23 protein-coding genes and 1 tRNA gene are annotated in these 23,493 nt (G+C 40.0%); 15 read left to right on the forward strand and 9 right to left on the reverse strand.

The window, feature by feature from the left end:
* Positions 1-159: 159 nt before the first annotated feature.
* Positions 160-2,958 (forward strand): 2-oxoglutarate dehydrogenase E1 component, encoded by a 2,799-nt coding sequence (locus D2V08_RS08415; RefSeq protein WP_119607586.1) that lies wholly within the window; start codon positions 160-162, stop codon positions 2,956-2,958.
* A gap of 22 nt (positions 2,959-2,980) precedes the next feature.
* Entirely contained in the window at positions 2,981-4,201 is a 1,221-nt protein-coding gene (odhB, locus tag D2V08_RS08420; RefSeq protein ID WP_119607587.1) for a 2-oxoglutarate dehydrogenase complex dihydrolipoyllysine-residue succinyltransferase, read from the forward strand.
* A 54-nt stretch (positions 4,202-4,255) separates the two neighbouring features.
* Here odhB and D2V08_RS08425 read toward each other — a convergent pair whose 3' ends face one another.
* A complete protein-coding gene (locus tag D2V08_RS08425) occupies positions 4,256-4,696 on the reverse strand; it encodes a retropepsin-like aspartic protease family protein (protein WP_119607588.1) in 441 nt (146 codons plus the stop codon).
* A gap of 75 nt (positions 4,697-4,771) precedes the next feature.
* Between D2V08_RS08425 and D2V08_RS08430 the strand changes: the two genes are divergently transcribed.
* From D2V08_RS08430 to D2V08_RS08470, 9 genes are all read left to right on the forward strand, one after another.
* Positions 4,772-5,380 carry a hypothetical protein gene (locus D2V08_RS08430; RefSeq protein ID WP_119607589.1) on the forward strand — a complete coding sequence of 203 codons (609 nt, stop codon included), beginning with the start codon at positions 4,772-4,774 and terminating at the stop codon, positions 5,378-5,380.
* Between the two features lie 4 nt (positions 5,381-5,384).
* Entirely contained in the window at positions 5,385-6,152 is a 768-nt protein-coding gene (locus D2V08_RS08435; protein WP_119607590.1) for a TatD family hydrolase, read from the forward strand.
* 3 nt (positions 6,153-6,155) lie between these two features.
* Positions 6,156-7,187, forward strand: coding sequence for an asparaginase (locus D2V08_RS08440; RefSeq protein WP_119607591.1), 1,032 nt, complete (start codon positions 6,156-6,158; stop codon positions 7,185-7,187).
* Positions 7,188-7,253: 66 nt separating this feature from the next.
* Positions 7,254-7,341, forward strand: a tRNA-Ser gene (locus D2V08_RS08445).
* 78 nt (positions 7,342-7,419) lie between these two features.
* Positions 7,420-8,148 (forward strand): MotA/TolQ/ExbB proton channel family protein, encoded by a 729-nt coding sequence (locus D2V08_RS08450; RefSeq protein WP_119607592.1) that lies wholly within the window; start codon positions 7,420-7,422, stop codon positions 8,146-8,148.
* Between the two features lie 26 nt (positions 8,149-8,174).
* Entirely contained in the window at positions 8,175-8,612 is a 438-nt protein-coding gene (locus D2V08_RS08455) for a hypothetical protein (protein ID WP_119607593.1), read from the forward strand.
* A gap of 12 nt (positions 8,613-8,624) precedes the next feature.
* Complete coding sequence (locus D2V08_RS08460; RefSeq protein WP_119607594.1) at positions 8,625-9,230, forward strand: ExbD/TolR family protein; 606 nt, start codon at positions 8,625-8,627, stop codon at positions 9,228-9,230.
* A gap of 12 nt (positions 9,231-9,242) precedes the next feature.
* On the forward strand, positions 9,243-9,725 hold the full coding sequence (locus tag D2V08_RS08465) for an ExbD/TolR family protein (protein ID WP_119607595.1): 483 nt from the start codon (positions 9,243-9,245) through the stop codon (positions 9,723-9,725).
* Positions 9,726-9,799: 74 nt separating this feature from the next.
* On the forward strand, positions 9,800-10,501 hold the full coding sequence (locus tag D2V08_RS08470; RefSeq protein WP_119607596.1) for a porin family protein: 702 nt from the start codon (positions 9,800-9,802) through the stop codon (positions 10,499-10,501).
* On the opposite strand, the gene D2V08_RS08475 is transcribed toward D2V08_RS08470, so the two are convergent.
* The 6 genes from D2V08_RS08475 to pyrH form a co-directional block, all read right to left on the reverse strand.
* On the reverse strand, positions 10,496-11,098 hold the full coding sequence (locus tag D2V08_RS08475; RefSeq protein ID WP_119607597.1) for a hypothetical protein: 603 nt from the start codon (positions 11,096-11,098) through the stop codon (positions 10,496-10,498). The two genes, D2V08_RS08470 and D2V08_RS08475, sit on opposite strands and share 6 nt — an antisense overlap.
* Positions 11,098-12,555, reverse strand: a complete 1,458-nt coding sequence (gene rpoN / locus D2V08_RS08480) for an RNA polymerase factor sigma-54 (protein WP_119607598.1) — start codon at positions 12,553-12,555, stop codon at positions 11,098-11,100. The genes D2V08_RS08475 and rpoN overlap by 1 nt, the downstream gene beginning before the upstream one ends.
* A 48-nt stretch (positions 12,556-12,603) precedes the next feature.
* Entirely contained in the window at positions 12,604-14,037 is a 1,434-nt protein-coding gene (gene asnS / locus D2V08_RS08485; RefSeq protein WP_119607599.1) for an asparagine--tRNA ligase, read from the reverse strand.
* Between the two features lie 90 nt (positions 14,038-14,127).
* Positions 14,128-16,527: an efflux RND transporter permease subunit gene (locus tag D2V08_RS08490; RefSeq protein ID WP_119607600.1), complete on the reverse strand. Its 2,400-nt coding sequence runs from the start codon at positions 16,525-16,527 to the stop codon at positions 14,128-14,130.
* Between the two features lie 75 nt (positions 16,528-16,602).
* Positions 16,603-17,157, reverse strand: a complete 555-nt coding sequence (gene frr, locus D2V08_RS08495) for a ribosome recycling factor (RefSeq protein ID WP_119607601.1) — start codon at positions 17,155-17,157, stop codon at positions 16,603-16,605.
* 42 nt (positions 17,158-17,199) lie between these two features.
* A complete protein-coding gene (gene pyrH / locus D2V08_RS08500) occupies positions 17,200-17,907 on the reverse strand; it encodes a UMP kinase (protein ID WP_119607602.1) in 708 nt (235 codons plus the stop codon).
* Positions 17,908-18,097: 190 nt separating this feature from the next.
* Between pyrH and D2V08_RS08505 the strand changes: the two genes are divergently transcribed.
* The 4 genes from D2V08_RS08505 to D2V08_RS08520 all read left to right on the forward strand — a co-directional run bounded on the left by D2V08_RS08505 (position 18,098) and on the right by D2V08_RS08520 (position 21,164).
* The gene (locus D2V08_RS08505; protein ID WP_220473388.1) at positions 18,098-18,625 is read left to right on the forward strand and encodes an RNA polymerase sigma factor; all 528 of its coding nucleotides are present in this window, start codon (positions 18,098-18,100) and stop codon (positions 18,623-18,625) included.
* Entirely contained in the window at positions 18,622-19,422 is an 801-nt protein-coding gene (locus D2V08_RS08510; RefSeq protein ID WP_119607604.1) for a HEAT repeat domain-containing protein, read from the forward strand. Before D2V08_RS08505 ends, D2V08_RS08510 begins: the two co-directional genes overlap by 4 nt.
* 61 nt (positions 19,423-19,483) lie before the next feature.
* Entirely contained in the window at positions 19,484-20,350 is an 867-nt protein-coding gene (locus D2V08_RS08515; protein ID WP_147374081.1) for a DUF4097 family beta strand repeat-containing protein, read from the forward strand.
* A 4-nt stretch (positions 20,351-20,354) separates the two neighbouring features.
* Entirely contained in the window at positions 20,355-21,164 is an 810-nt protein-coding gene (locus D2V08_RS08520; protein ID WP_147374082.1) for a DUF4097 family beta strand repeat-containing protein, read from the forward strand.
* Between the two features lie 72 nt (positions 21,165-21,236).
* On the opposite strand, the gene tsf is transcribed toward D2V08_RS08520, so the two are convergent.
* On the reverse strand, positions 21,237-22,061 hold the full coding sequence (tsf, locus tag D2V08_RS08525; RefSeq protein WP_119607607.1) for a translation elongation factor Ts: 825 nt from the start codon (positions 22,059-22,061) through the stop codon (positions 21,237-21,239).
* Between the two features lie 79 nt (positions 22,062-22,140).
* Positions 22,141-23,280 carry a 30S ribosomal protein S2 gene (rpsB, locus tag D2V08_RS08530; RefSeq protein ID WP_119607608.1) on the reverse strand — a complete coding sequence of 380 codons (1,140 nt, stop codon included), beginning with the start codon at positions 23,278-23,280 and terminating at the stop codon, positions 22,141-22,143.
* Positions 23,281-23,493 lie beyond the last annotated feature (213 nt).

Raw genomic sequence — 23,493 nt, forward strand, 5'->3', positions numbered from 1 at the left:
TGTTAATTTCAGTTAAAAATTTCATTTTTATTGCTTTCAAGTACATTCTGTGATATAGTTTTAAATTTGAATAAGAAATTGAGGGGAATACAAGCATATAAATGCTAAAACCCGTATTTTTGACAAAATTTTCCATAAAGTTTTGGAGAAATAGAACGAATGGACAAATATTCATTTTTAAATGCTGCGCATACTTCATTTTTTGCGGAGCAATACGAAAAATATCTAACGAATCCCGATAATGTTGAGCCCAGTTGGAGGGCTTTTTTTCAAGGATTTGATTTTGGTTTGGAAGGTTCCCTCGAAGATTTGGGAATCGAATCGGATAAAGGCGGAATGGTTGTGCTTTCCAATGGTAGGAAAGTGGAAATGCCCGAGGCGCTTCAAAAGGAGTTTCAGGTAATTCGCCTTATTGATGGGTACCGCTCTCGTGGACACCTCTTTACCGAAACCAATCCAGTAAGGGAAAGGAGAAAGTACGCCCCTACATTGGACATTGATAACTTTGGTCTGAAACAAGAGGATTTGGATACGGTTTTCGATGCCGGTAAAATTCTTGGAATAGGACCAGCCTCCCTCAAGGAAATTATACGTCATCTGGAAAGTATCTATTGCGATGCCATTGGGGTGGAGTACATGTATATACGAACCCCGGAACGTATCCAATGGATTCAGGATTGGCTCAACAAAAATGACAATCACCCCAATTTTACCGCGGAAGAAAAGAAAAATATTCTCAGAAAGTTAAATGAGGCTGTTTCTTTCGAAAGCTTTTTGCACACCAAGTATGTAGGGCAAAAACGATTTTCGCTAGAAGGTGGTGAATCGTTGATTCCTGCTTTGGACGTGATTGTTGAAAAAGCTGCGGACCAAGGAGTGAAGCAATTTGTTGTAGGTATGGCCCATAGGGGTCGTTTGAACGTATTGACCAACATCTTCGGAAAGTCGCCAAAGGATATTTTTAGCGAATTCGATGGTAAGGATTACGAAGAAACCATTTTTGACGGGGACGTAAAATATCACTTGGGATGGACCTCTACTCGTGAAACGGACTCCGGGAAAATAGTCAATATGAATATAGCCCCTAATCCCTCTCACTTAGAAACAGTGAACTCTATTGTTGAAGGTATTTCCAGGGCTAAGCAGGATCGTGATCATCAAGATGAAATCACAGAAGTACTTCCTATTTTGATTCATGGAGATGCTGCTTTTGCAGGGCAAGGTGTGGTTTACGAAGTAATTCAGATGGCTCGTTTGGATGGCTATGCCACAGGAGGGACCATTCATATTGTAGTGAACAATCAAATTGGGTTTACTACCAATTATTTGGATGCTAGGTCTTCGACCTACTGTACGGATGTGGGTAAAGTGACCCTTTCACCGGTACTTCACGTAAATGCTGATGATGCCGAAGCTGTTGTTCATGCTACAACTTTTGCGCTGGAATATAGGATGCGCTACAAGCGTGATATCTTCTTGGATTTGTTGGGGTATAGAAAGTATGGCCACAACGAAGGTGATGAACCTAAGTTCACCCAGCCGTTATTGTATAAATCCATATCCAAACATAAGAACCCAAGGGACATTTACGCTGAGAAATTGATCGCTGAAGGTGTGATTGATGAGAACTACCTAAAAGACCTTGAAGAAAAATATAAAAAAGATCTAGAGGAGGATTTGCTAGATTCCCGAAAGATAGAGAAGACCAGGATAACTCCTTTCATGCAAGATGAGTGGGAAGGGTTTAAGCAGGTGACCGAAGAGGTGATGCTGAAACCTATGGATACGACTTACGTCCTTAAAAAGTTGGATGCGGTCGCCAAGAGCATAACTAAACTTCCAGAGGATAAAAAATTCCTTAGAAAATTGGTGAGATTGGTGGAAGGTCGCCACAAAATGTATTTTGAAGATAACAAACTCGATTGGGCCATGGGCGAACTTTTAGCTTATGGGTCTTTAATAGAGGAAGGTTATGATATTAGAATGACAGGGCAAGATGTGGAAAGGGGAACCTTCTCCCACAGACATGCTGTCATCAAAACGGAAATGCATGAAGAAGAAGTAGTGTTGTTGAACGAGATGGGCGATAACCAAAATGGAAAATTCCATATCTATAACTCGTTACTATCGGAATACGCCGTAATGGGATTTGATTATGGGTACGCCATGGCAAGTCCAAAAACATTGACCATTTGGGAGGCACAGTTCGGAGACTTCAGTAACGGAGCCCAAATCATTATAGACCAATACTTGTCATCTGCAGAGGATAAATGGAAACTGCAGAACGGATTGGTGCTGTTGTTGCCCCACGGTTACGAAGGTCAGGGAGCGGAGCACTCATCAGCACGTATGGAAAGATACTTACAGCTTTGTGCCAAGGATAATATGTATGTGGCCGATGTGACTACTCCTGCAAACCTGTTTCACCTGTTCCGTAGACAAATGAAGGCCAAGTTTCGTAAGCCATTGGTGGTATTTACGCCTAAAAGTTTGTTGAGGCATCCAAAGGTACATTCCACAAAAGAGGAGATGGCCAAAGGAGGTTTTCAAATGGTGATAGATGATGCGGATGCTAAAGCTGCCAAGGTGAAAACATTGGTATTCTGTACCGGTAAGTTCTATTATGATCTTTTGGCTAAGAAAGAGGAACTTGAAAGAGATGATGTAGCTTTGGTTCGTGTGGAGCAATTGTTCCCAGTGCCGGCAAAAGAAATGCGTAGCATTATCAAGAAATACAAGAATGCAGACGACATTGTTTGGGCCCAAGAAGAACCAAGAAACATGGGGGCATGGAGTCACATGTTGATGCATTTGGACGAGGCCAAACAGTTTAGGGTAGCATCCCGTAGATTTTATGGTGCGCCTGCTGCAGGTAGTGCCGTGCGTTCAAAAAGACGTCATGCCCAAGTATTGGACTACGTTTTTGACAAGAGTAAGGATAATATGCAAATAAGATAATACAAGTATAAACTATAACAGAATGGTTTTAGAAATGAAAGTTCCCTCACCAGGGGAATCCATTACAGAGGTAGAAATCGCCGAGTGGTTAGTAGAGGATGGAGACTATGTGGAGAAGGACCAAGCCATAGCCGAGGTGGACTCGGACAAGGCAACATTGGAGCTTCCTGCAGAGGAGAGCGGAATTATTACCCTTAAAGCTGAGGTGGGAGACGCCGTAGCCGTTGGTGAGGTAGTTTGCCTTATCGATACAAGTGCCGAAAAGCCCGAAGGTTCACCGGATGCATCCGATAAAAAGGAAGAAACCAAGAAGGAAGAACCTAAAAAAGAGGCTCCCAAAAAAGAAGAGCCTAAAAAAGAAACCTATGCTTCTGGAACTCCCTCGCCAGCAGCAAAGAAAATATTGGATGAAAAAGGAGTTTCCGCTTCATCCGTATCGGGTTCCGGTAGAGATGGTCGTATCACAAAGGATGATGCTGTAAAAGCAGTGCCATCTATGGGAACCCCAACAGGTGGTAACCGTGGTGAAAGTCGTTCCAAACTATCCATGTTGCGTAGAAAAGTGGCCGAGCGATTGGTTGCTGCAAAGAATGAGACCGCGATGTTGACTACCTTCAACGAAGTGGATATGTCCGCAATCTTTGAGTTGCGCAAACAATACAAAGAAGAGTTCAAGGAAAAGCACGGTGTAAGTCTCGGATTTATGTCCTTCTTCACCAAAGCGGTTATCCGCGCCTTACAAATGTATCCAGCTGTCAACTCTATGATTGACGGTAAGGAGATGATTACTTATGAATTCTGCGATATCAGTATTGCAGTTTCTGGACCAAAAGGATTGATGGTTCCCGTAATCAGAAATGCAGAAAACTTGACCTTCAGAGGAATCGAAAGCGAAGTAAAACGTTTGGCCATCCGTGCCAGGGAAGGTGAAATCACTGTGGATGAAATGACGGGAGGTACTTTCACTATTACTAACGGTGGGGTGTTCGGTTCAATGTTGTCCACACCGATTATTAACCCACCGCAAAGTGCAATTTTAGGGATGCACAACATTGTGGAACGCGCCATTGTTAGAGATGGAGCCATTGCTATTGCACCTGTAATGTACGTAGCACTTTCTTACGACCACAGGATTATTGATGGCAAAGAATCGGTTGGGTTCTTGGTCGCTATTAAAGAAGCATTGGAAAGTCCAGAAGAATTTTTGATGGACGAAAACGTGAAAAAAGCGTTGGAACTATAAATAAATAATACTAGAGCGAGTTGTTCTCGACTGCGCTCGAACTGACAAATGCCTTTACTTTTTTAAGTAGAGGCATTTTTTATTGTAGTCAATTACGGCCTTACCTTTTTTAAGCACATCGGCGCCAATAATTCCATCCACGGGCAATGCATTGTGAGCGACCAAAGCTTGGTTAACGTGAGTGAGATCAAAGAGAACAACCTTCTGCTTTTTCTTTTTCCAATCCCCAATTTGGATTTTATTTTTATTGGAAATCAGGGTTTCCATTTCTGTGGCGCCTGCCCCCGCAGCTTTAATGTCTGTTGCTTCGGAAGCCATTTCAAAAAACTCGATTTTATCCATTCCAACGCAGGTGTTGGATGCTCCGGTGTCCAAGATGAATTTCCCCGTTATACCGTTGAGGGTTGCCACGAGTTCAAAGTGGTTCGTTTCGGTAAATACCAAAGGTATTTTAATGTAGTCTTTGGATTTGAGGAATTTTTTGAGTGATGCCATATGAAAATATGCCCTCGAGGGGCTTTAATCAGAAACAAAGTTTTGGGGCGTCTAAGATAAGCCTATTTTTGCGTTATGAATATTTTCAATTTTAAAAAGATTGCCGTCTTAATTCTTTGCATTGCTGTTGCAATTTCCTGTGGTCAAAAAAATAGGGAAATTGATAAGATTCAAATTGCTGAAGACTATATTGATGCCTTAAATGCATCAGATTATAATCAAGTGGTTGGATTGTTTTTGGACAGTATACGGTTTAACGAGATGGATTACATAAGAACCTATGCCAAGGAAGATTATCGTACCCTATTTCAATGGGACTCGGTATTTGGTCCAAAATATAAGATTTTGGATTTAAGAGAAGATGGTGAAAATCTTCACTTGAAGGTGTCAAAAGAGTGTGATAGGATTCTTTTTTTGCAGGACAGCCCATTTATCACCCATGAAATCATGAAAATTAAGCAAGGTGCGATACAAAGTATTGACATTGTCGAATATGTTGATTTCAATGATTCCTTATGGGCTTCTAATCGTGAAAATTTGGTTTCATGGATAGATAAAAATCATCCAGAGTTGAATGGATTCATTTTTGACCAAACCAAAGAAGGAGCATTAAAATTCCAAAAAGCCATGGAATTGTATAGGAACAAGAAGGATTTAATGCCCGTTCAGGAAAATATCAAATAGTAAAATGATTATAACCGATACCCATACCCATTTATATAGTGAAGCCTTTGATGAAGATAGAGATGAAATGATGCAGCGTGCCCTGGATGTCGGGGTGGAACGTTTTTTTATTCCTGCTATCGATTCCACTTACACGCAATCCATGCTGGATTTGGAATCTAATTATCCTGAAAATGTGTTTTTAATGACAGGATTGCACCCGACCCACGTAAAAGAAAATTATAAGGATGAGTTGGCCCATGTGGAAGAATGGCTATCCAAGAAAAAGTTCTACGCGGTTGGTGAAATAGGGGTGGACCTGTATTGGGACAAAACCTTTTTAAAAGAGCAACAAGAGGCTTTTGCCTATCAGATTCAGTTGGCGAAAAAATACCATTTGCCGATAGTGATTCATTGCCGTGATGCTTTTGATGAGGTGTTCGAAGTCTTGGAACAAGAAAAGGGAGATGACCTCTTCGGGATTTTTCATTGTTTTACGGGAACCTTGGGGCAGGCCCATCAAGCCATATCTTATAATATGAAGTTGGGTATTGGGGGAGTGGCTACCTTTAAAAATGGCAAAATTGATAAGTTTTTGAATCAAATCGACCTCAAACATATTGTTTTGGAAACCGATGCGCCGTATTTGGCACCGACCCCTTATCGCGGAAAACGGAATGAAAGCTACTACATAGTAAAGGTGTTGGAAAAACTATCGTCTATATATGGTAAACCCGAAGTGGAAATCGCGGAAATTACTACAGCAAACTCCATGGAAATATTCGGAATTTGACCTATGAAAAAGAAAACCAACATATTACTGATCTATACCGGGGGGACCATCGGGATGGTGAAGGATTACAAAACAGGTGCGCTCAAAGCATTCAATTTTGATGAACTCGTCAAAAATATCCCTGAACTTAAACAGCTGGATTGTAACCTGAAAGGAGTTTCGTTCGAAAACCCAATCGATTCTTCGAATATGAATCCCGATTACTGGGCGGTTATTGCATCTATAATTGAAGAACATTATGGGGATTATGATGGTTTTGTGGTGTTGCATGGTAGCGATACCATGAGTTATTCTGCGTCGGCACTTAGTTTTATGTTGGAAAATCTGGAAAAACCGGTCATTTTCACTGGGTCCCAACTGCCAATTGGGGACTTACGTACAGATGCCAAGGAAAACCTTATTACTTCTATTGAAATAGCGGCCCTTCAGAAAAAAGGGAAGCCTGTGGTGCAGGAAGTGGGATTGTATTTTGAGTATAAACTATATCGAGCCAATCGAACCACCAAGATAAACGCGGAACATTTTGAGGCGTTTGCCTCTTTAAATTATCCGTCATTGGTTGAATCTGGGGTGCATTTAAAGGTGCATCACAACTATTTATTAAAAAAAGTGACCAAAAATAAGTCGCTTCAAGTCCACAAAAAGATGGATAATAGGGTGGCGATTTTAAAATTATTTCCTGGGCTTAACCAAAATGTACTCCAATCCATGTTGAACATTCCTGATTTAAAGGCCCTTGTTTTGGAAACTTACGGTGCAGGTAACGCTCCAATGGACGATTGGTTTTTGAATGAATTAAAAATTGCCAAAGAAAAAGGATTACACATAATTAATGTGACTCAGTGCTCGGGAGGAAGCGTTTTTATGGGGCATTACGAAACCAGTGAAAAGCTTAAGGAGATGCAACTGGTTAACGGCAAGGATATTACAACCGAGGCGGCTATTGCAAAGGCGATGTACCTAATTGGGACAAGGGTTCCCGACAAATTGTTCAAGACAATTTTCGAGACGCCACTTCGCGGTGAAATGGTGTAAAATTAACGCTTCAAATTTCTATAACTAATTATTTTTTTGTTTATTGGTCGCCCTAAATGAAACAATAGAGAGGTGGCCGAGTGGTCGAAGGCGCACGCCTGGAAAGTGTGTATACACCAAAAGTGTATCGAGGGTTCGAATCCCTTCCTCTCTGCAAGGTATTTTAGTTTTTCTATTATAAAATTTTTATATCTTTAACATTATTAACTAACTAAATTTAAGTTTAAGTAAAATGAAAAAAATATCCTTTACTCTGGCTGCTGCCGGAATGTTTGTGATGGGAACTACAACTGCATCTGCAGCAATGTTGCAAGAAGAAGCTGAAGCCAGCAAAGGTTTCACCCAAGTATTGAAAGAGCAATTTATCCAAGGGGGTCCTGCCTTTATGGGTATCGTACTTCTTTGTTTGATCTTGGGATTGGCTGTAGCCATCGAAAGAATTATTTATTTGAATTTGGCAACTACAAATTCCACTAAGTTGAAACAACAAGTTGAAGACGCTTTGGCTTCTGGTGGTGTTGAAGCTGCTAAAGAAGTTTGTAGAAACACAAAAGGACCTGTTGCTTCTATCTATTACCAAGGTTTGGATAGAGTTGATGAAGGAATCGAGTCTGCTGAAAAAGCTGTTGTTGCCTATGGAGGTGTACAAATGGGTCAATTGGAGAAAAACGTTTCTTGGTTGTCTTTGTTTATCGCTATTGCTCCCATGCTTGGATTTATGGGTACGGTAATCGGTATGATTGCGGCCTTCCAGAAAATTGCAGCGGTAGGGAACTTGAGTGCTTCCTTGATTGCAGGTGATATCCAGGTGGCGTTGTTGACTACTGTATTTGGTTTGATTACAGCGATTATCCTTCAGATTTTCTACAACTATATTATTGCTAAAATCGATAGTATCGTAAATGACATGGAAGACAGCTCAATTGCATTGATTGACATGTTGGCTGCCCATAAAAAATAATTACGAATTAAAAACTATCGAGAATCATGAATAAAATAGTAAAAATATTACTCATCGTCATCGGATTGCTTGCAGCCGTGCTTTGGTTCTCTCTTCCGTCTGCCGATGATCCAAATGCCATTAATAGTGGTTCAATGAACTTTATGTTCATTATTATGTATATCCTATTAGCTATTGCTGTTATTACGTCATTAGTTTTTGGATTGGCAAAATTGTTCACCACTAAAGGTAGCATTAAGAAAGCCTTGTTTGCTATAGGCGGATTGGCCATTGTTGTGGCTATATCCTATGGGCTTTCATCTGATAATATGGCTGTGGTAGAAACAATGTCCGAAAGAGGAGTTGAAACCACGGAAGGAACTGTGAAAAACATTGGAATGGGATTGAATGTATTTTTCATCCTAACCGCACTAGCTGTGGTCCTAATGGTATTCCCAGGATTGAAAAGAATGTTTGTTAAGTAAAAAAGTTGAATTATGCCTAGAAGAAAAGGAGCACCGGAAGTAAATGCCGGCTCCATGGCGGATATTGCGTTCCTCTTGCTTATCTTTTTCTTGGTGACCACCACCATTGAAACAGATGCAGGTTTGGATCGTATGTTGCCGCCAATTGAGCCGCCAGATACAGATGTTATAATTAAGCAGAAGAACATTTTTACTGTTAATATCAATAGAAATGGTCAACTTTTAGTTGAGGATAATCTAATGGAAATTAAGGATTTACGAGAAGCTGCCACGGCATTTTTGGAAAATGGTGCAGACGGTACTTGTAGCTACTGTAAAGGTAGAAAGAATCCTTCCTCATCAGATAACCCAACAAAAGCGATTATCTCATTAAAAAATGACAGGGAGACAAAGTACAGTACCTATATTACCGTTCAAAATGAATTGGTTGGTGCTTACAATGACTTGCGTAACCGAGAAGCACAACGTTTGTTCGGTAGGGATTTCACCAAAATGGAAGCAGAATATCTTAATCCTGAAACCCCATCAAGCGTAAGAGATGAATTGAAAGATAAAGTGAAACGTATCCAAGATATGTTCCCGCAAAAGCTTTCAGAAGCAGAAACAACAACCAATTAAAAACTATTTAATATGGCTAAGTTTACCAAAAAGAAGGATGGCGATTTGCCAGCGGTGTCAACAGCTTCGTTGCCAGATATCGTTTTCATGCTATTGTTCTTCTTTATGACCGTAACCACTATGAAAGATAGTTCGTTAATGGTTGCCAATACCCTTCCCAATGCCTCTGAAATAAAGAAGTTGGAAAAGAAGGATCGTGTAATTTACATTTATGTAGGAACACCTACACAAGAATATCAAAAAGTTTTTGGTACAGAGCCTAAGATTCAATTGAATGATAAATTTGCCAACGTAGACGAAGTTGGTACATTCATATTGGCAGAACGTGCAAAGAAACCCCAAGAGCTTCAAAATGTATTGACTACGGCTTTAAAGGTTGATAAAGACGCGAATATGGGTCTTATCACTGATATTAAGCAACAATTGAGAGAAGTTAATGCCCTTAAAGTGAATTATACCACTTATGAAGGGGATGCTTTTAACAATCTACAGTAGCCAATAGCTTAGATTTAGTGGGAAACGCCTCAAATTTTTAATTTGAGGCGTTTTTTGTTTAAAACAAACACATCATGTTTCGTATCATATTTCGATTAGGACTAGGGGCAGCTATGTTGCTATCAGTTCCTGTTTTCAGTCAAGTCACTTTATCTGATGGGCAACAAGTGGATGATAGATACTTGGAAGATCAATTTTATATTGGAGTTGGCTATAATGTTTTAGTTGATAAACCGGATAATGTTGCACAACGTAATCTTTCCTATAATTTACAAGTTGGCTTTATTAAGGATATTCCATTAAATCGAAAAAGAAATTTTGGGATTGGTTTGGGATTGGGTTATGCCATAAACTCCTATTATTCCAATTTGATGGCCACCGAAGAAGCTGTTGCGGTCTTATATGAAATAGTGGATGAATCCAATTTTAATAGGAGTAAGTTGGCCACTCATGCCATTGAACTCCCTTTCGAATTAAGATGGCGCACTTCTAACGCCGAGGATTATAAGTTTTGGCGAATCTATGCCGGGGCCAGATTGGGTTATGTTTTTTCCGGTAGGTCCAAGTTGGTTACAGAAACAGGTAATACTACTTTTTCCAATCCTGATATTGAAAAGTTCCAATATGGACTTACATTGAATTTCGGGTACAATACATGGAACATTCATGCCTATTATGGTTTAAATACTTTACTCAAGGAAGGAACTACCATTGAGGCCGGTAATCCTATTGATTTTAGGGTTCTTAGAATTGGATTGATATTCTATATCCTATAGCCAGTATTTCAAAATAATCAACTGGGAGCAACAGCCAAGGAGAAAGCCTATCAAAAGTTCGTTTTTGGTGTGTGCTTTAAGGTATAATCTTGAAGTAGCCACCATCCCCGTAAAAAGCGTAAATAGGCTGATTGCAATGGTAATATTGATTTCAAAATGAATACTCAAGGCAATCATAAAGGTTAGAATACTTCCCATGCCCAAAAGGTGCATACTCGTCTTAAATTTTAAGAACAATAGAATAAGTGTAGCGCTAGTAGCTGTTAGCAACCCTGTAAAATAGTAAAAGAGCTCGTTTACGTAATTATTTGGTATTACTTTATATAGAATCATCAAAAAGATGATACAGCTTATATAAAGAGGATATTTTCGTTCTTGTATGGTTGGTAAAAATATGGAACTGATTACCCCCAAGTTTTTCAAGATCAAAAAAAAGATGATAGGGATAATTACGGTTAGTATAAAAATAGGAAGTATGTTCCCGCTTTGGGTTTCCAAAGTACTGTAAGGAGCAATCATAAAATAGACGATCGTACCTCCAATCGGTATGAATAATGGGTGGAATAGGTATGAGATGATGTGGAATATATGGCGCATCAAATTTCCTTTCTTAACCTTGCCACTGGTATGCCAAGCTGTTCCCGATATTTGGCAACGGTTCGCCGGGCAATAGGGTAGCCCCTTTCTTTTAGAATTTTGGCTAATCTCGCATCGGTAAGGGGTTTTTTCTTCTCCTCGTCCCGAATAACGGTTTCCAGAATCTTTTTTATTTCCTTGGTGGAAACATCCTCTCCTTGCTCATTCTTCATGGACTCGGAAAAGAAATCTTTTATCAATTTGGTTCCATAGGGCGTATCTACATATTTACTGTTGGCTACCCTTGAAACCGTGGAAACATCCATATCTATTTTGTCCGCGATATCCTTTAGAATCATTGGGCGTAATTTTCTCTCGTCCCCGGTCATAAAATATTCCTTTTGATATTCCATAATGGTGCTCATCGTGATAAAAAGTGTCTGCTGTCGCTGCTTTATGGCGTCTATAAACCATTTTGCCGCATCTAACTTTTGTTTGATGAACATCACCGTGTCCTTTTGGGATTTCGACTTTTCCTTGGCATTTTTATAGCCTTCCAGCATATTGCTGTAATCCTTGGAAACATGAAGCTCTGGAGCATTTCGCCCGTTTAGGGTAAGCTCCAGTTCGCCATCAACAATTTTAATGGAGAAATCGGGCACAATGTGCTCGATCATACGGGTGTTCCCTGAATAGGATCCTCCTGGTTTTGGATTGAGTTTCTCTATTTCTAAAATAGCTTCTTTGAGTTGCTCCTCGGAAATGTGGTGTTTCTGTATAAGCTTTGTGTAGTGTTTTTTTGTGAAATGATCAAATGACTTTTCAAGAATATTTATAGCCAGCTCAACAGATGGTTTCTGCTCTTTTCGTTTTAGTTGAATGATCAAACATTCGTCCAAAGATCGTGCGGCTACACCTGGTGGATCCAAATCTTGAACAATCTTAAGAACCTCCTCGATTTTCTCCTCTTCTACATAGATGTTCTGTGTGAAGGCAAGGTCGTCCATGATGTCTGCAAGCGGTCTGCGTATATAGCCGCTTTCGTCCACGCTGCCCACTAAAAATTCTGCAATGGCCCATTCTTGGTCGTCCAGATAAGCAGTGTTCAGTTGATTGATCAAGTATTGGTTGAACGATGTTCCTGCAGCATAGGGAACCCTTTTGTCATCATCGTCCGCACTATAATTGTTAGCTTGTGTGCGGTAATCGGGAATTTCATCGTCGCTCAGGTAATCATCAATATTGATTTCCTCGGTATCAATGCTCTCGTTATCCCCGGAATCATCATATGTGTCGTCGTAAATATCATCCAAAGCATCGGTTTCCTCTTTACCACTTTCCAAAGCAGGGTTTTCCTCCAGCTCTTGTTTTAACTTTTGTTCAAAAGCCTGTGTTGGCAATTGAATAAGTTTCATGAGCTGAATCTGCTGTGGAGACAGTTTCTGGGAAAGCTTAAACTGTAGATGTTGTTTCAGCATACGGATTGATGATTTACAATCTTACTTTCTTAAAATAATAAAATCAAATTAGAACTCTGCATTCTGCGGTGTTCTAGGGTAGGGGATTACGTCCCTTATGTTCCCCATTCCTGTGGCAAATTGTACCATACGTTCAAAACCTAGACCAAAACCACTATGTACTGCAGTACCAAATTTCCTTAGATCCAGATACCACCAAAGTTCTTTGGCATCTATATCCAGTTCTTTGATTTTTTGCTCCAGCACGTCCAAACGCTCTTCCCTTTGGGAACCTCCAACTATTTCACCAATTCCAGGGAAAAGTACATCCATGGCGCGAACAGTTTTACCATCCTCGTTCAATCGCATATAAAATGCCTTGATATCTGCTGGGTAATCAAAAAGAATTACGGGGCACTTAAAGTGTTTTTCTACTAAGAAGCGCTCGTGCTCACTCTGCAAATCTGCACCCCATTCATTAATAGGGAACTGGAACTTCTTCTTTTTGTTCGGCTTACTGTTCTTTAATATATCAATGGCCTCTGTGTAAGATACCCTTTTGAAATTGTTCTCGACCACAAATTTTAGCTTTTCTATCAATGCCATTTCGGAGCGCTCGTTTTGAGGCTTGGTCTTTTCTTCGTCCAAAAGGCGTTTCTCTAGGAATTCCAGGTCATCTTGGCAATGGTCCAAAACGTATTGGATTATATATTTGATGAAATCTTCCGCAAGGTCCATGTTGGCATCCAGATCAAAGAAGGCCATCTCGGGCTCGATCATCCAGAACTCTGCCAAGTGACGTGATGTGTTGGAGTTTTCGGCCCTAAATGTGGGTCCAAAAGTGTATACTTTGCCCAATCCCATGGCGTAGGTTTCTGCTTCCAACTGACCTGATACGGTAAGGTTGGTCTCTTTTCCAAAAAAGTCTTCGGAATAATCCACTTCACCTGCATCATCCAATGGTGGTTTTTTAGCATCCAAAGTAGATACGCGGAACATTTCCCCGGCACCTTCGGCATCGGAACCTGTGATGATGGGAGCGTGCATATAGTAAAACCCGTTTTGCTGAAAATAGCTGTGAACAGCAAAAGAAAGTACTGACCTAACTCGCATTACAGCGGAAAAGGTGTTGGTCCTCACTCTAAGGTGTGCCTTTTCCCTTAAAAACTCCAACGAATGTTTTTTAGGTTGAATAGGGTAGGTCTCTGGGTCGGCAGTTCCGTGCACAAATATATCTGTAGTCTGGATTTCCACACTTTGTCCCCGGCCTTGGCTCTCTTCTAAAGTTCCAGTTATTTTAAGGGCGGCTCCGGTCGAAATTTGTTTGAGCAAAGCTTCATCCAAATTTTCAAAATCTACGACACATTGGAGATTATGTATGGTCGACCCATCGTTCAGGGCGATAAACCTGTTGCTTCTAAATGTTTTTACCCATCCATTTACTTCAACGGAATCTCCTACGGGTTGCTTTTCTAGCAATTCTTTTATGGAATAAGACATCATTCTAAAACTATCGTAATTTAATTGGTAAAGATAGGTTTTTGATAAAAAACGATGGCAATGGAATGGCCTAATTTATGGCCGTTTCGAACACTATTTGTCCTTGAGGTTGTCCTCGTCCATGGGTAAAATGTCGATTTGTGGTTTTTTGAGCACCTGTTTGTTGGCAATACTTCTTTCTAAAGACAGTAGCAACGATGGCAACAAAATCAAATTCGACAACATGGCGAAAAGCAAAGTGGCCGAAACTAAACCTCCCAATGCTTTGGTGCCCCCAAAGCTTGAGATAATGAATACGGAAAATCCAAAGAACAAAACAATGGATGTGTAGAACATGCTCACCCCTGTTTCACGCAAAGCGGCATATACCGACCTTTTGATGTGCCAACGATGCGCGGTGAGTTCTTGACGGTATTTGGCCAAGAAGTGAATAGTATCATCAACCGATATCCCAAAGGCAATACTAAATACCAGGATGGTAGACGGCTTTATAGGCACCCCTAAATACCCCATAACCCCTGCGGTAATAACCAGTGGTAGTAAGTTAGGCACCAAGGATATGATGACCATTTTAAAGGACCGGAATAGATAAGCCATAAAGAGTGAAATCAATCCAATGGCCAGTGCTAAGGACAATAACAGGTTTTTGACCAAATATTTTGTTCCTTTTAGGAACAATAGAGCTTTCCCAGTCATAAAGACATCGTATCGTTCCGATGGAAATTCTTTTGTGATGGCTTCTTGCAGGTCCTTTTCAATTTCCTCCATACGGTCGATTTTTACATCGCGCATGTACGTGGTCAAACGAGCAGTTTGGCCTGTGCTGTCAACAAAACTTTGCAAAAGATCTGTTCCTTCGGTGGATGACTTTTGAACGGCATTCATAATAAATGTGTTCTCTTGGCTCGTTGGCAGCTGATAGTATTTTGGAATTCCGTTGTAAAAGGCCTGTTTGGAGTATTTCACTAAGTCCACAATAGAAATAGGTCGCGATAATTCCGGAATTTCATCGATTACCGTTCCCAATCGGTCCATTCGTTTTAACGTGGCAGGTTTTACCACCCCATTTTTACGTTTGGTGTCTACCACAATTTCCATGGGCATAATGCCATCAAACTCGGCTTCAAAAAACTGGATATCCTTGTAAAAGTGACTTTTCTTGGGGAGATCTTCAATCCTACTTCCTGTTATCCGCATTTGGTAAATTCCAATAATGCTCAATACCAAAACTGCAACTGTGGTAATGTACACGGCAATCCTATGGTTTCTTACTATGTTCTCCATCCAATTGACAAAAATGTCCATCCACTTTTTATTCAAGTGCTTTAAGTGCTTTGTTTTGGGAAGCGGCATAAAGCTGTAGACAATGGGTATGATCAGAAGGGATAGGATAAAAATGCCTATGATGTTGATGGAGGCTACGATACCAAATTCTCGTAATAAATCACTGTCCAATATGATAAAGGTGGCAAATCCTGAAGCTGTGGTAATGTTGGTCATTAAGGTGGCATTACCAATCTTACTGATCACCCTTTGAAGGGAAAGTGCTTGGTTTCCGTGTTTTTTTACTTCTTGCTGATATTTATTGATCAAGAAAATACAATTGGGAATCCCGATTACAATAATCAACGGCGGAATCAAAGCAGTAAGAATCGTGATTTCGTATTTGAGAAGGCCAAGTATTCCAAAGGCCCACATTACCCCAATGATCACTACACACATAGATATAAAAGTGGCCCTAAAACTTCTGAAGAAAAAGAAGAAAATAATAGAGGTTACGAGCAGTGCGCCTACTATAAAGAGGCCGATTTCGTCCACAATGGATTTTGTGTTCCAAGTTCGAATGTAGGGCATTCCGGAAACACGGACATCCATGTTAGTCTCTTGTTCAAAGTCATCTACAAGCTCGGCGAGATCATTGAGAATAAACTCGTTTCGTACCGCCGTGTTCATAATATCTTTATCTAGATAAACAACGGTTTGGATGGTACCGGTTTTGGGATTGTAAACCAGATTATCGTAAAAAGGCAGTTCGTTGAAAAGGTGGTTTGTCAGCGAATCTATTTCAGATTTAGTCTTGGGAGGAGCGGCTATTAAGGGCTCCATGGAGAACGTTTGGGTGTCGTTATCCTTAATGAGTTCTTTCAGGTTTTCTAAGGAAATAACATAATCAATTTCAGGAAAAGCTTCCAGTTGTTTGCTCAATGTGTTCCATCGGTTGAAATTTTCGGGAGTAAACAAGGCAGAATCCTTGATGGCCAAAACTATGGCATTGCCTTCCTCGCCAAATATTTTGGTAAAAGCATTGTATTGAACACTAGCTGGATGGTCATCGGGAAGAATATTGGCTTCTGTGTTGGAAAAACGCATGTTTTTCCACTGAAGCGCTAAGAAAACGGTAAATCCAACAACCCCTAAAAGAATGAGGATTCTATTACGGAGGATAATTCTTGCGACCTTAGGCCAAAATCCTTTAGTGAGCTTTGCTACCATGTGGGTTTTGTTGGGCGCAAAGGTAAAAAATGATATGTTGTGTTCCTAGGAAAGACTCCTGTCAAAATCCAAGTTTTAAACCTTCATGATCTCGGCCTCTTTTGCGGTCAAGATGGTATCCACTTTATCGCTATAGGAGTTGGTTAATTCTTGCACATCAACTTCAGCATTTTTTAATAGGTCTTCGGAGATATCCAATGCTTTTAATTCTTTGTTTGCATCTTGTCTCGCACTTCGGATGCTCACTTTAGCATCTTCCGCCTCTCCTTTGGCCTGTTTTGCAAGCTGTATTCTTCTTTCTTCTGTTAAAGGTGGAACATTGATAATTACCATTTCACCATTGTTCATAGGGTTGAAGCCTAAATTAGCATTCATGATGGCAGTTTCAATTTCGGCCAATAGGTTTTTTTCCCAAGGCTGAACGGAAAGTGTTCGGGCATCGGGAGTATTGATGTTGGATACTTGGGAAAGCGGTGTTTGTGAACCATAATAATCGACCATTACAGTTGAAAGCATCATTGGGCTAGCTTTACCTGCCCTAATTTTGGTCAATGCTTTTTGCAAGTGTTCAATACTTGCTTCCATGCTTTCTTTTGTGCTATCAAGAATAAATTTTACGTCTTCGTCCATAACAATCAAATTTATAAAATTAAACCAAAGTGTATGCCAAGTTTAGACATTGACCACGGTCCCTATATTTTCTCCAGATACTATTTTCATTAAGTTGCCACGTGTGTTCATATCAAAGACTACGATTGGCAATTCGTTTTCCTGACTTAATGTAAACGCCGTGGTATCCATCACTTTAAGTCCTTTGGAAAGGACATCGTTAAAAGAAATGGAATCAAATTTGGTGGCATTTTTATCTTTTTCCGGGTCCGATGTGTAAATACCATCAACACGGGTGCCCTTTAATATAACATCTGCTTTTATTTCGATGGCCCTCAAAACTGCAGCCGAATCCGTAGTGAAATAAGGATTACCGGTGCCACCTCCAAAAATTACCACTCTTCCTTTTTCCAAATGGCGAATGGCTCTTCTTCTAATGAAGGGCTCTGCTACTTCATTGATTTTTATGGCAGACTGTAATCGGGTTTGAACTCCATTTAGTTCAAGTGCACTTTGTAGGGCAAGACCGTTGATTACCGTGGCCAACATGCCCATGTGGTCACCTTGGACCCTATCCATTCCTTGACTTGCTCCGGAAAGGCCTCTAAAAATGTTTCCTCCGCCAATTACAATGGCTACTTCAACACCTTTCTCGACCACAGATTTTATTTCATCGGCATATTCGTCCAATCGTTTGGCGTCTATACCGTATTGTTGTTCGCCCATTAAGGCTTCTCCACTTAATTTTAATAAAATTCTTTTGTAATGCATTGAGAGTTTCTTGAAGTCCGGACAAAAATAATCAAAATTATTTACGGGAAATCATAGAAAAATAAGATATACCCAGAATAAAAGGAATAAAAAAATCCATACATTCTGTAACCTTTTTAAAAAAGTACGGTATATCCTTCAACAGGCCTAAAAAACCAGAAAATTGCAAAACCTAACCGACAATAACTTAATGATGAAAGTAAAGAATGGCGACTTGGATAAGTTAGGCCTGCTCTATGAACGGCATAAAAGAAATCTTTTTGGCTTCTTCTACAACTTGGGGAACAATCCTTCGGTAAGTGAAGATTTAGTGCAGAATGTATTTGTCAGAATTTTAAAATACAGGAAATCTTATAAAGGAGAAGGTTCGTTCACTGCCTGGATGTTCAGTATGGCAAGAAATATCAACTATGATCATCACATTAAGGTTTCAAAACAGGGCATATCCAGGGATATTGCTCCAGAAGATACCGAAATGGGGTCGGAGGATAGCCTAAATGAAGCTATGGAACAAAATGGGAATGCAATTATGTTGAGACGTGCCCTTTCCCTTTTACCAAATGATAAAAGAGAAATTTTGCTATTGAGCAAGTACAGGGAACTGAAGTTGAATGAAATTGCCGAGATACTAGGTTGTTCCGAAGGGGCTGCCAAGGTCAGGACGCATAGGGCACTTAAGGATTTAAGAACGATTTTTTTACAATTGGAAACGACATGATGGAAGAAGGAAAATTTGAATTGGAAGCAATGGATTTTATGATGGGAACCATGTCTTTGGATAAGGCAAGGGAGTTTGAGAAGTTTTTGGATAAAAATCCCAAGTATAAAGAGCGGTATACAGATTTGTTAGATACTTGGAACATGGTTGACGTGCTTGACGCACCAGAACCCTCGGCTAAAATGGATGAAACATTTTTTGAAATGCTTTCCAATGAAGTAGATAAGAAAAGAAGTAGTTCTATGGGCGGTAATTTTCTTGAAGGATTGTTCGCCATTTTTAGGCCGCAATTGGCATTTGGAATTTTATTGCTGGCCATTGGTTTGGGGGCGGGCTATTATTTGGCGCCATCGATGGGACGAAATGAGCCAACACAAATTTCGGTTAATGGCAATGAAACAGCGGAGGTAAGGCAAAAGTTGGTATTGACACTCTTAGATCAACCTTCGGCCAATCAAAGATTGCAAGGGGTGGGCGAAGCCAATAAGTTCGAGAATGCAGATGATATTGTAATCAAGGCCCTTTTGCAGACCCTTAATCATGACCCTAATGTAAATGTACGATTGGCCGCTGTGGAATCCTTGACCAATTATGTGGATAATCCCTTGGTTAGACAAGGTTTGGTGAAGTCCATTGCAAATCAAGAGTCTCCGATTTTACAAATTACCCTTGCCAATTTAATGGTAGCACTACAGGAAAAGGCTTCCATAGAACCGTTCAGGCAATTGCTCAAGCAAAAGCAATTGGATACCACGGTAAAAAAGAGAATCGAAAAAAGTATTGAATCAATCATATAGTTTATTTATCAATCGCCCTTTGGGCAAAAATCAAATTACGAACAGTCAAAATTTTTAAAAAATGAAGAAACGGTTATTAGTTATGACATGTCTTTCCCTAGGGATAGGTGTGTGGAGTGCAAAGGCACAACAAAAGGAATTCAAGGAGGTAATTCGAAAAAATATCACCCTTGCCAATACTTCTGGCAATAGTTTGGTAGTAAAAAATGTATTTGGCTCTGTTGCTGTTGAAGGTTATGGTGGTAACGAAGTTGTTTTGGAAGTTGAAAAGATTATTACTGCGGACAATGCCAACGATTTAGAACAGGGAAAAGAAGAGCTTACACTCGAAGTTGTGCAAGAATCCGATAGGGTCATACTTTATCCCAATGCCCCGTATATAGAATTTGACAAGGAAAAATTGCGGTATAATTGGTGCAACAATAATGATGATATTCCCTATGAGCATACGTTGAACTTTAAGTTGAAAGTTCCCAATGCCGTAAAAATCAATGTAAGTACGGTGAATGATGGAGAATTACTGGTGAAAAACACCAAAGGCGAGTATGTAGAGGCAAATAATGTGAATGGCGGGATTGTCCTTTCAAATATTATGGGAAAGACCAAAGTACATTGTATTAATGGTGATGTGGATATTTCATATGCAAAAAACCCGAGTATTGACTCTAGATATTATGCATTGAACGGGGACATTAATATTTCGTATCAAGAGTCTCTTTCGGCCAAAATCTCTTTCAAAAGCATGAATGGGGAAATGTTCACCGATTTTGACATAGACAAACAGTTTATGAAGACAAATAAAAAAGAGGGCAGTACGGGTAAGCCCAAATATAAGTATGAGACCAGGCCCGTGGTACAGATAGGAGGGGGCAAAGTTGATTTTGATTTTGAGACTTTGAACGGAAATGTATTCATTAAAAAAATATAAAGACATGAGAAGAATAAAAAACCTAATAATTATTGGACTAGTTCTTTTTACAGGAATAGTATCAGCGCAGAAAAAGGAAGTGGATTTATTTGCGGTTCCACTTAGCAGTCCAGGGCAAGAAGGAACCTTAAAACTAAATCAAATCAGTGGATCTATTACGGTAACTGGTTATGAGGGCAAAGATGTTATAGTGAAAGTTTTTGTTGTTGAGGGTGAAGAAACGTCGAACAAGACTAAAAATGGTATGAAACGGATTGGAAATTCTGGGCTAAACATAAGTGCCGAAGAAGATAACAATGTAGTTGCCATTAATAATGAGGCTTGGAACAGAAAAACGGATTTCGATATTAAGGTGCCTTCCAACTTTTCGCTAAAGTTGGGTACGGTGAACAATGGAGATATTAATGTTCAAAACGTTTCTGGGGATATGGAGATCAGTAATGTCAATGGAAGCATAACCTTGGGCAGTGTGGAAGGTGCCGTTACGGCAAACACCACCAACGGAGAGGTGAAAGCAGACTTTAAAAGTGTTGGAAATATTGCCGATATGGCATTTAGTAGTTTTAATGGCGATGTTGAAGTTGTCTTTTCCAGTTCAGTAAAAGCGAATGTAAAAGCAAAATCTGATATGGGGGATATTTACACCGATTTTGATATTTCGATCGTGGAGAATAAACCCGTAGTGGACAAAAAGCAAACTTCGGGTAAATACAAAGTGAAGCTGGAGCAATGGCTGAAAGGTAAAATCAACGGGGGCGGCCCTGAGCTTTTGCTAAAGACTTTTAATGGAGATATTTTGATAAAATCAAAGTAGGCAAATAGGTCAATTGTGTAAAAATAAAAAGCCCCTTTAAAGGGGCTTTTTTTATATGGTAATCTCTTGGGATTATCCCAAAGCTACTCTTGAAAAACCAGTAACTTCCAAGCTGGAATCTACAGATTTAACGTACTGAGCAACACTTTGCTTACTGTCTTTAATAAAAGCTTGGTTTACCAAAGTGTTGTCTTTAAAGAAACGCTTCAATTTACCTTGAGCGATTTTATCCAACATTTCCTCTGGCTTACCTTCTTGACGCAATTGATCTTTTGCAATTTCGATTTCTTTGTCGATGATTGACTGATCTACACCATCTTCGTTCAAGGCAACCGGGTTCATGGCAGCAGCTTGCATGGCTACATCTTTAGCAGCTTCAGCAGCACCATCAACATTGGCGGACAAACCAACCAAGGTTGCAATTTTGTTTCCAGCATGAATGTATGATCCAACAAAAGGAGCGTTCAATCTTTCAAAGCTTCCGATTTCGATTTTCTCACCGATAACACCAGTTTGCTCTGTCAATTTATCGGCAACGGTCATACCATCAATGGAAGCAGCAAGAAAATCATCTTTGCTGTCGTAACCAAGTGCCAAATCAGCCAAATCGTTAGCAAGTTTTACAAAGCTATCGTTCTTGGCAACAAAGTCAGTTTCGCAGTTCAAAGAGATAACAACACCTTGAGTGCTATCGCCGCTTACTTTTGCGATGGCTGCACCTTCTGAAGATTCTCTATCAGCTCTTTTTGCTGCAACTTTTTGACCTTTTTTTCTTAGGATTTCTATTGCTTGTTCAAAATCACCTTCTGCTTCGACCAAAGCTTTTTTACAATCCATCATTCCAGCTCCGGTGGTCTTTCTTAATTTATTTACCTCTGCGGCGGTAATCTTTGCCATTTTCTTTTCTTTTTAAATTTTATGTAAAGTAAAACACTATGAAAGTGTTTTTGTTTAGGACAATGTTAAATCAGTGGGTTTATTCAACTCCACCTTTTACGTTGTCTTGCCATTCTTTAAGTTCGTCCCATTTGCCATCAGCAGCCATTTTGGCTTGTTTTGGCCAAGATGTTGGGTCCAAGTGAGCTAAAGTAGAGCTGGCCTCGGTCAAGATTTCCTTAACCTTTTCGGCATCAGCATCAGCTAGCTCAGCGAAAGTGCCTACGCCATTGGCAGCCAACGCTTCAGCAGCTTTTGGTCCTATACCTTCAATTTTGGTAAGGTCATCTGGCTTGGCTTTAGCCTCTTTTTTGGCTGGTTTTTCTTCAGCAGCTTTTTCTTCTTTTTTGGGAGCGGCCTCAGCTTTTTTAGCAGGCTTTTCTTCAGCGGCTTTTGGAGCAGCCTCAACTTTTTTCTCCTCTTTCTTTGGAGCTTCTTCAGTTTTGGCAGCCTTGGCTTCTTCTTTGTCTTTTCCGCCAGTTTTCTCGCTCTTGCGCTCTTCCAAACCTTCAGCAACTGCTTGTGTTACTGATTCCATAATGATTTCAATGGATTTACCAGCATCATCGTTGGAAGGAACGGCAAAGTCAACATCACGAGGGTCGGAGTTGGTATCTACCATTGCAAAAATTGGAATGTTCAATTTTTGAGCTTCTTTAACTGCGATATGCTCACGCATGGTGTCAACAATGAAAAGTGCACCTGGCAAACGAGTCATGTCGGCAATGGAACCTAAGTTCTTGTCCAACTTGGCACGCAAACGGTCAACTTGCAATCTTTCTTTTTTAGAAAGGGTGTTGAAAGTACCGTCTTTCTTCATGCGGTCGATAGCTGCCATTTTCTTTACAGCTTTACGAATGGTTACAAAGTTGGTCAACATACCACCTGGCCATCTTTCTGTGATGTACGGCATGTTTACTTTGGATACTTTGTCCGCTACAATGTCCTTTGCTTGTTTTTTTGTGGCTACAAAAAGGATTTTTCTTCCTGAGGATGCAATTTTCTTAAGAGCTTCGTTAGCTTCCTCAAGTTTTGCTACCGTTTTGTAGAGATTGATCACGTGGATTCCATTACGCTCCATGTAGATGTAAGGAGCCATGTTTGGATTCCACTTTCTTGTTAGGTGTCCAAAATGCACACCTGCTTCCAGTAAGTCTTTTACTTCAATTTTACTTGCCATTTCTTGTACTTAGTTTACGTTCCGTTGTAAGTAGCAATGCATTGGTGGTCACAAAATTTTGTTCGCCCAACCCATTTAGATGCTAAACTAGTTTCCAAAAAGTCGAATACATTATCCTTTTTAGAACAACGACAACTTGGTTAAAAATTTAACCCTGAAAGTATAGTACATAATTTCAGGGTTTTCAATGAACTTATCTATAATTGAATGCCG

It is taken from the genome of Flagellimonas lutimaris (genome assembly GCF_003581615.1).
GTDB classification, from domain to species: domain Bacteria; phylum Bacteroidota; class Bacteroidia; order Flavobacteriales; family Flavobacteriaceae; genus Flagellimonas; species Flagellimonas lutimaris.

What these genes read in the sequence shown, in the direction of transcription:
- frr (WP_119607601.1), bottom strand. Translation starts at nt 17,157, where the DNA reads ATGGACGAAGACGTAAAATTTATTCTTGATAGCACAAAAGAAAGCATG.
- rpoN (WP_119607598.1), bottom strand. Translation starts at nt 12,555, where the DNA reads ATGCTGAAACAACATCTACAGTTTAAGCTTTCCCAGAAACTGTCTCCA.
- D2V08_RS08415 (WP_119607586.1), top strand. Translation starts at nt 160, where the DNA reads ATGGACAAATATTCATTTTTAAATGCTGCGCATACTTCATTTTTTGCG.
- tsf (WP_119607607.1), bottom strand. Translation starts at nt 22,061, where the DNA reads ATGGCAAAGATTACCGCCGCAGAGGTAAATAAATTAAGAAAGACCACC.
- D2V08_RS08515 (WP_147374081.1), top strand. Translation starts at nt 19,484, where the DNA reads ATGAAGAAACGGTTATTAGTTATGACATGTCTTTCCCTAGGGATAGGT.
- asnS (WP_119607599.1), bottom strand. Translation starts at nt 14,037, where the DNA reads ATGATGTCTTATTCCATAAAAGAATTGCTAGAAAAGCAACCCGTAGGA.
- D2V08_RS08505 (WP_220473388.1), top strand. Translation starts at nt 18,098, where the DNA reads ATGATGAAAGTAAAGAATGGCGACTTGGATAAGTTAGGCCTGCTCTAT.
- D2V08_RS08460 (WP_119607594.1), top strand. Translation starts at nt 8,625, where the DNA reads ATGCCTAGAAGAAAAGGAGCACCGGAAGTAAATGCCGGCTCCATGGCG.
- odhB (WP_119607587.1), top strand. Translation starts at nt 2,981, where the DNA reads ATGGTTTTAGAAATGAAAGTTCCCTCACCAGGGGAATCCATTACAGAG.
- D2V08_RS08475 (WP_119607597.1), bottom strand. Translation starts at nt 11,098, where the DNA reads ATGCGCCATATATTCCACATCATCTCATACCTATTCCACCCATTATTC.
- D2V08_RS08455 (WP_119607593.1), top strand. Translation starts at nt 8,175, where the DNA reads ATGAATAAAATAGTAAAAATATTACTCATCGTCATCGGATTGCTTGCA.
- D2V08_RS08440 (WP_119607591.1), top strand. Translation starts at nt 6,156, where the DNA reads ATGAAAAAGAAAACCAACATATTACTGATCTATACCGGGGGGACCATC.
- D2V08_RS08425 (WP_119607588.1), bottom strand. Translation starts at nt 4,696, where the DNA reads ATGGCATCACTCAAAAAATTCCTCAAATCCAAAGACTACATTAAAATA.
- pyrH (WP_119607602.1), bottom strand. Translation starts at nt 17,907, where the DNA reads ATGCATTACAAAAGAATTTTATTAAAATTAAGTGGAGAAGCCTTAATG.
- rpsB (WP_119607608.1), bottom strand. Translation starts at nt 23,280, where the DNA reads ATGGCAAGTAAAATTGAAGTAAAAGACTTACTGGAAGCAGGTGTGCAT.
- D2V08_RS08510 (WP_119607604.1), top strand. Translation starts at nt 18,622, where the DNA reads ATGATGGAAGAAGGAAAATTTGAATTGGAAGCAATGGATTTTATGATG.
- D2V08_RS08450 (WP_119607592.1), top strand. Translation starts at nt 7,420, where the DNA reads ATGAAAAAAATATCCTTTACTCTGGCTGCTGCCGGAATGTTTGTGATG.
- D2V08_RS08435 (WP_119607590.1), top strand. Translation starts at nt 5,385, where the DNA reads ATGATTATAACCGATACCCATACCCATTTATATAGTGAAGCCTTTGAT.
- D2V08_RS08430 (WP_119607589.1), top strand. Translation starts at nt 4,772, where the DNA reads ATGAATATTTTCAATTTTAAAAAGATTGCCGTCTTAATTCTTTGCATT.
- D2V08_RS08520 (WP_147374082.1), top strand. Translation starts at nt 20,355, where the DNA reads ATGAGAAGAATAAAAAACCTAATAATTATTGGACTAGTTCTTTTTACA.
- D2V08_RS08470 (WP_119607596.1), top strand. Translation starts at nt 9,800, where the DNA reads ATGTTTCGTATCATATTTCGATTAGGACTAGGGGCAGCTATGTTGCTA.
- D2V08_RS08490 (WP_119607600.1), bottom strand. Translation starts at nt 16,527, where the DNA reads ATGGTAGCAAAGCTCACTAAAGGATTTTGGCCTAAGGTCGCAAGAATT.
- D2V08_RS08465 (WP_119607595.1), top strand. Translation starts at nt 9,243, where the DNA reads ATGGCTAAGTTTACCAAAAAGAAGGATGGCGATTTGCCAGCGGTGTCA.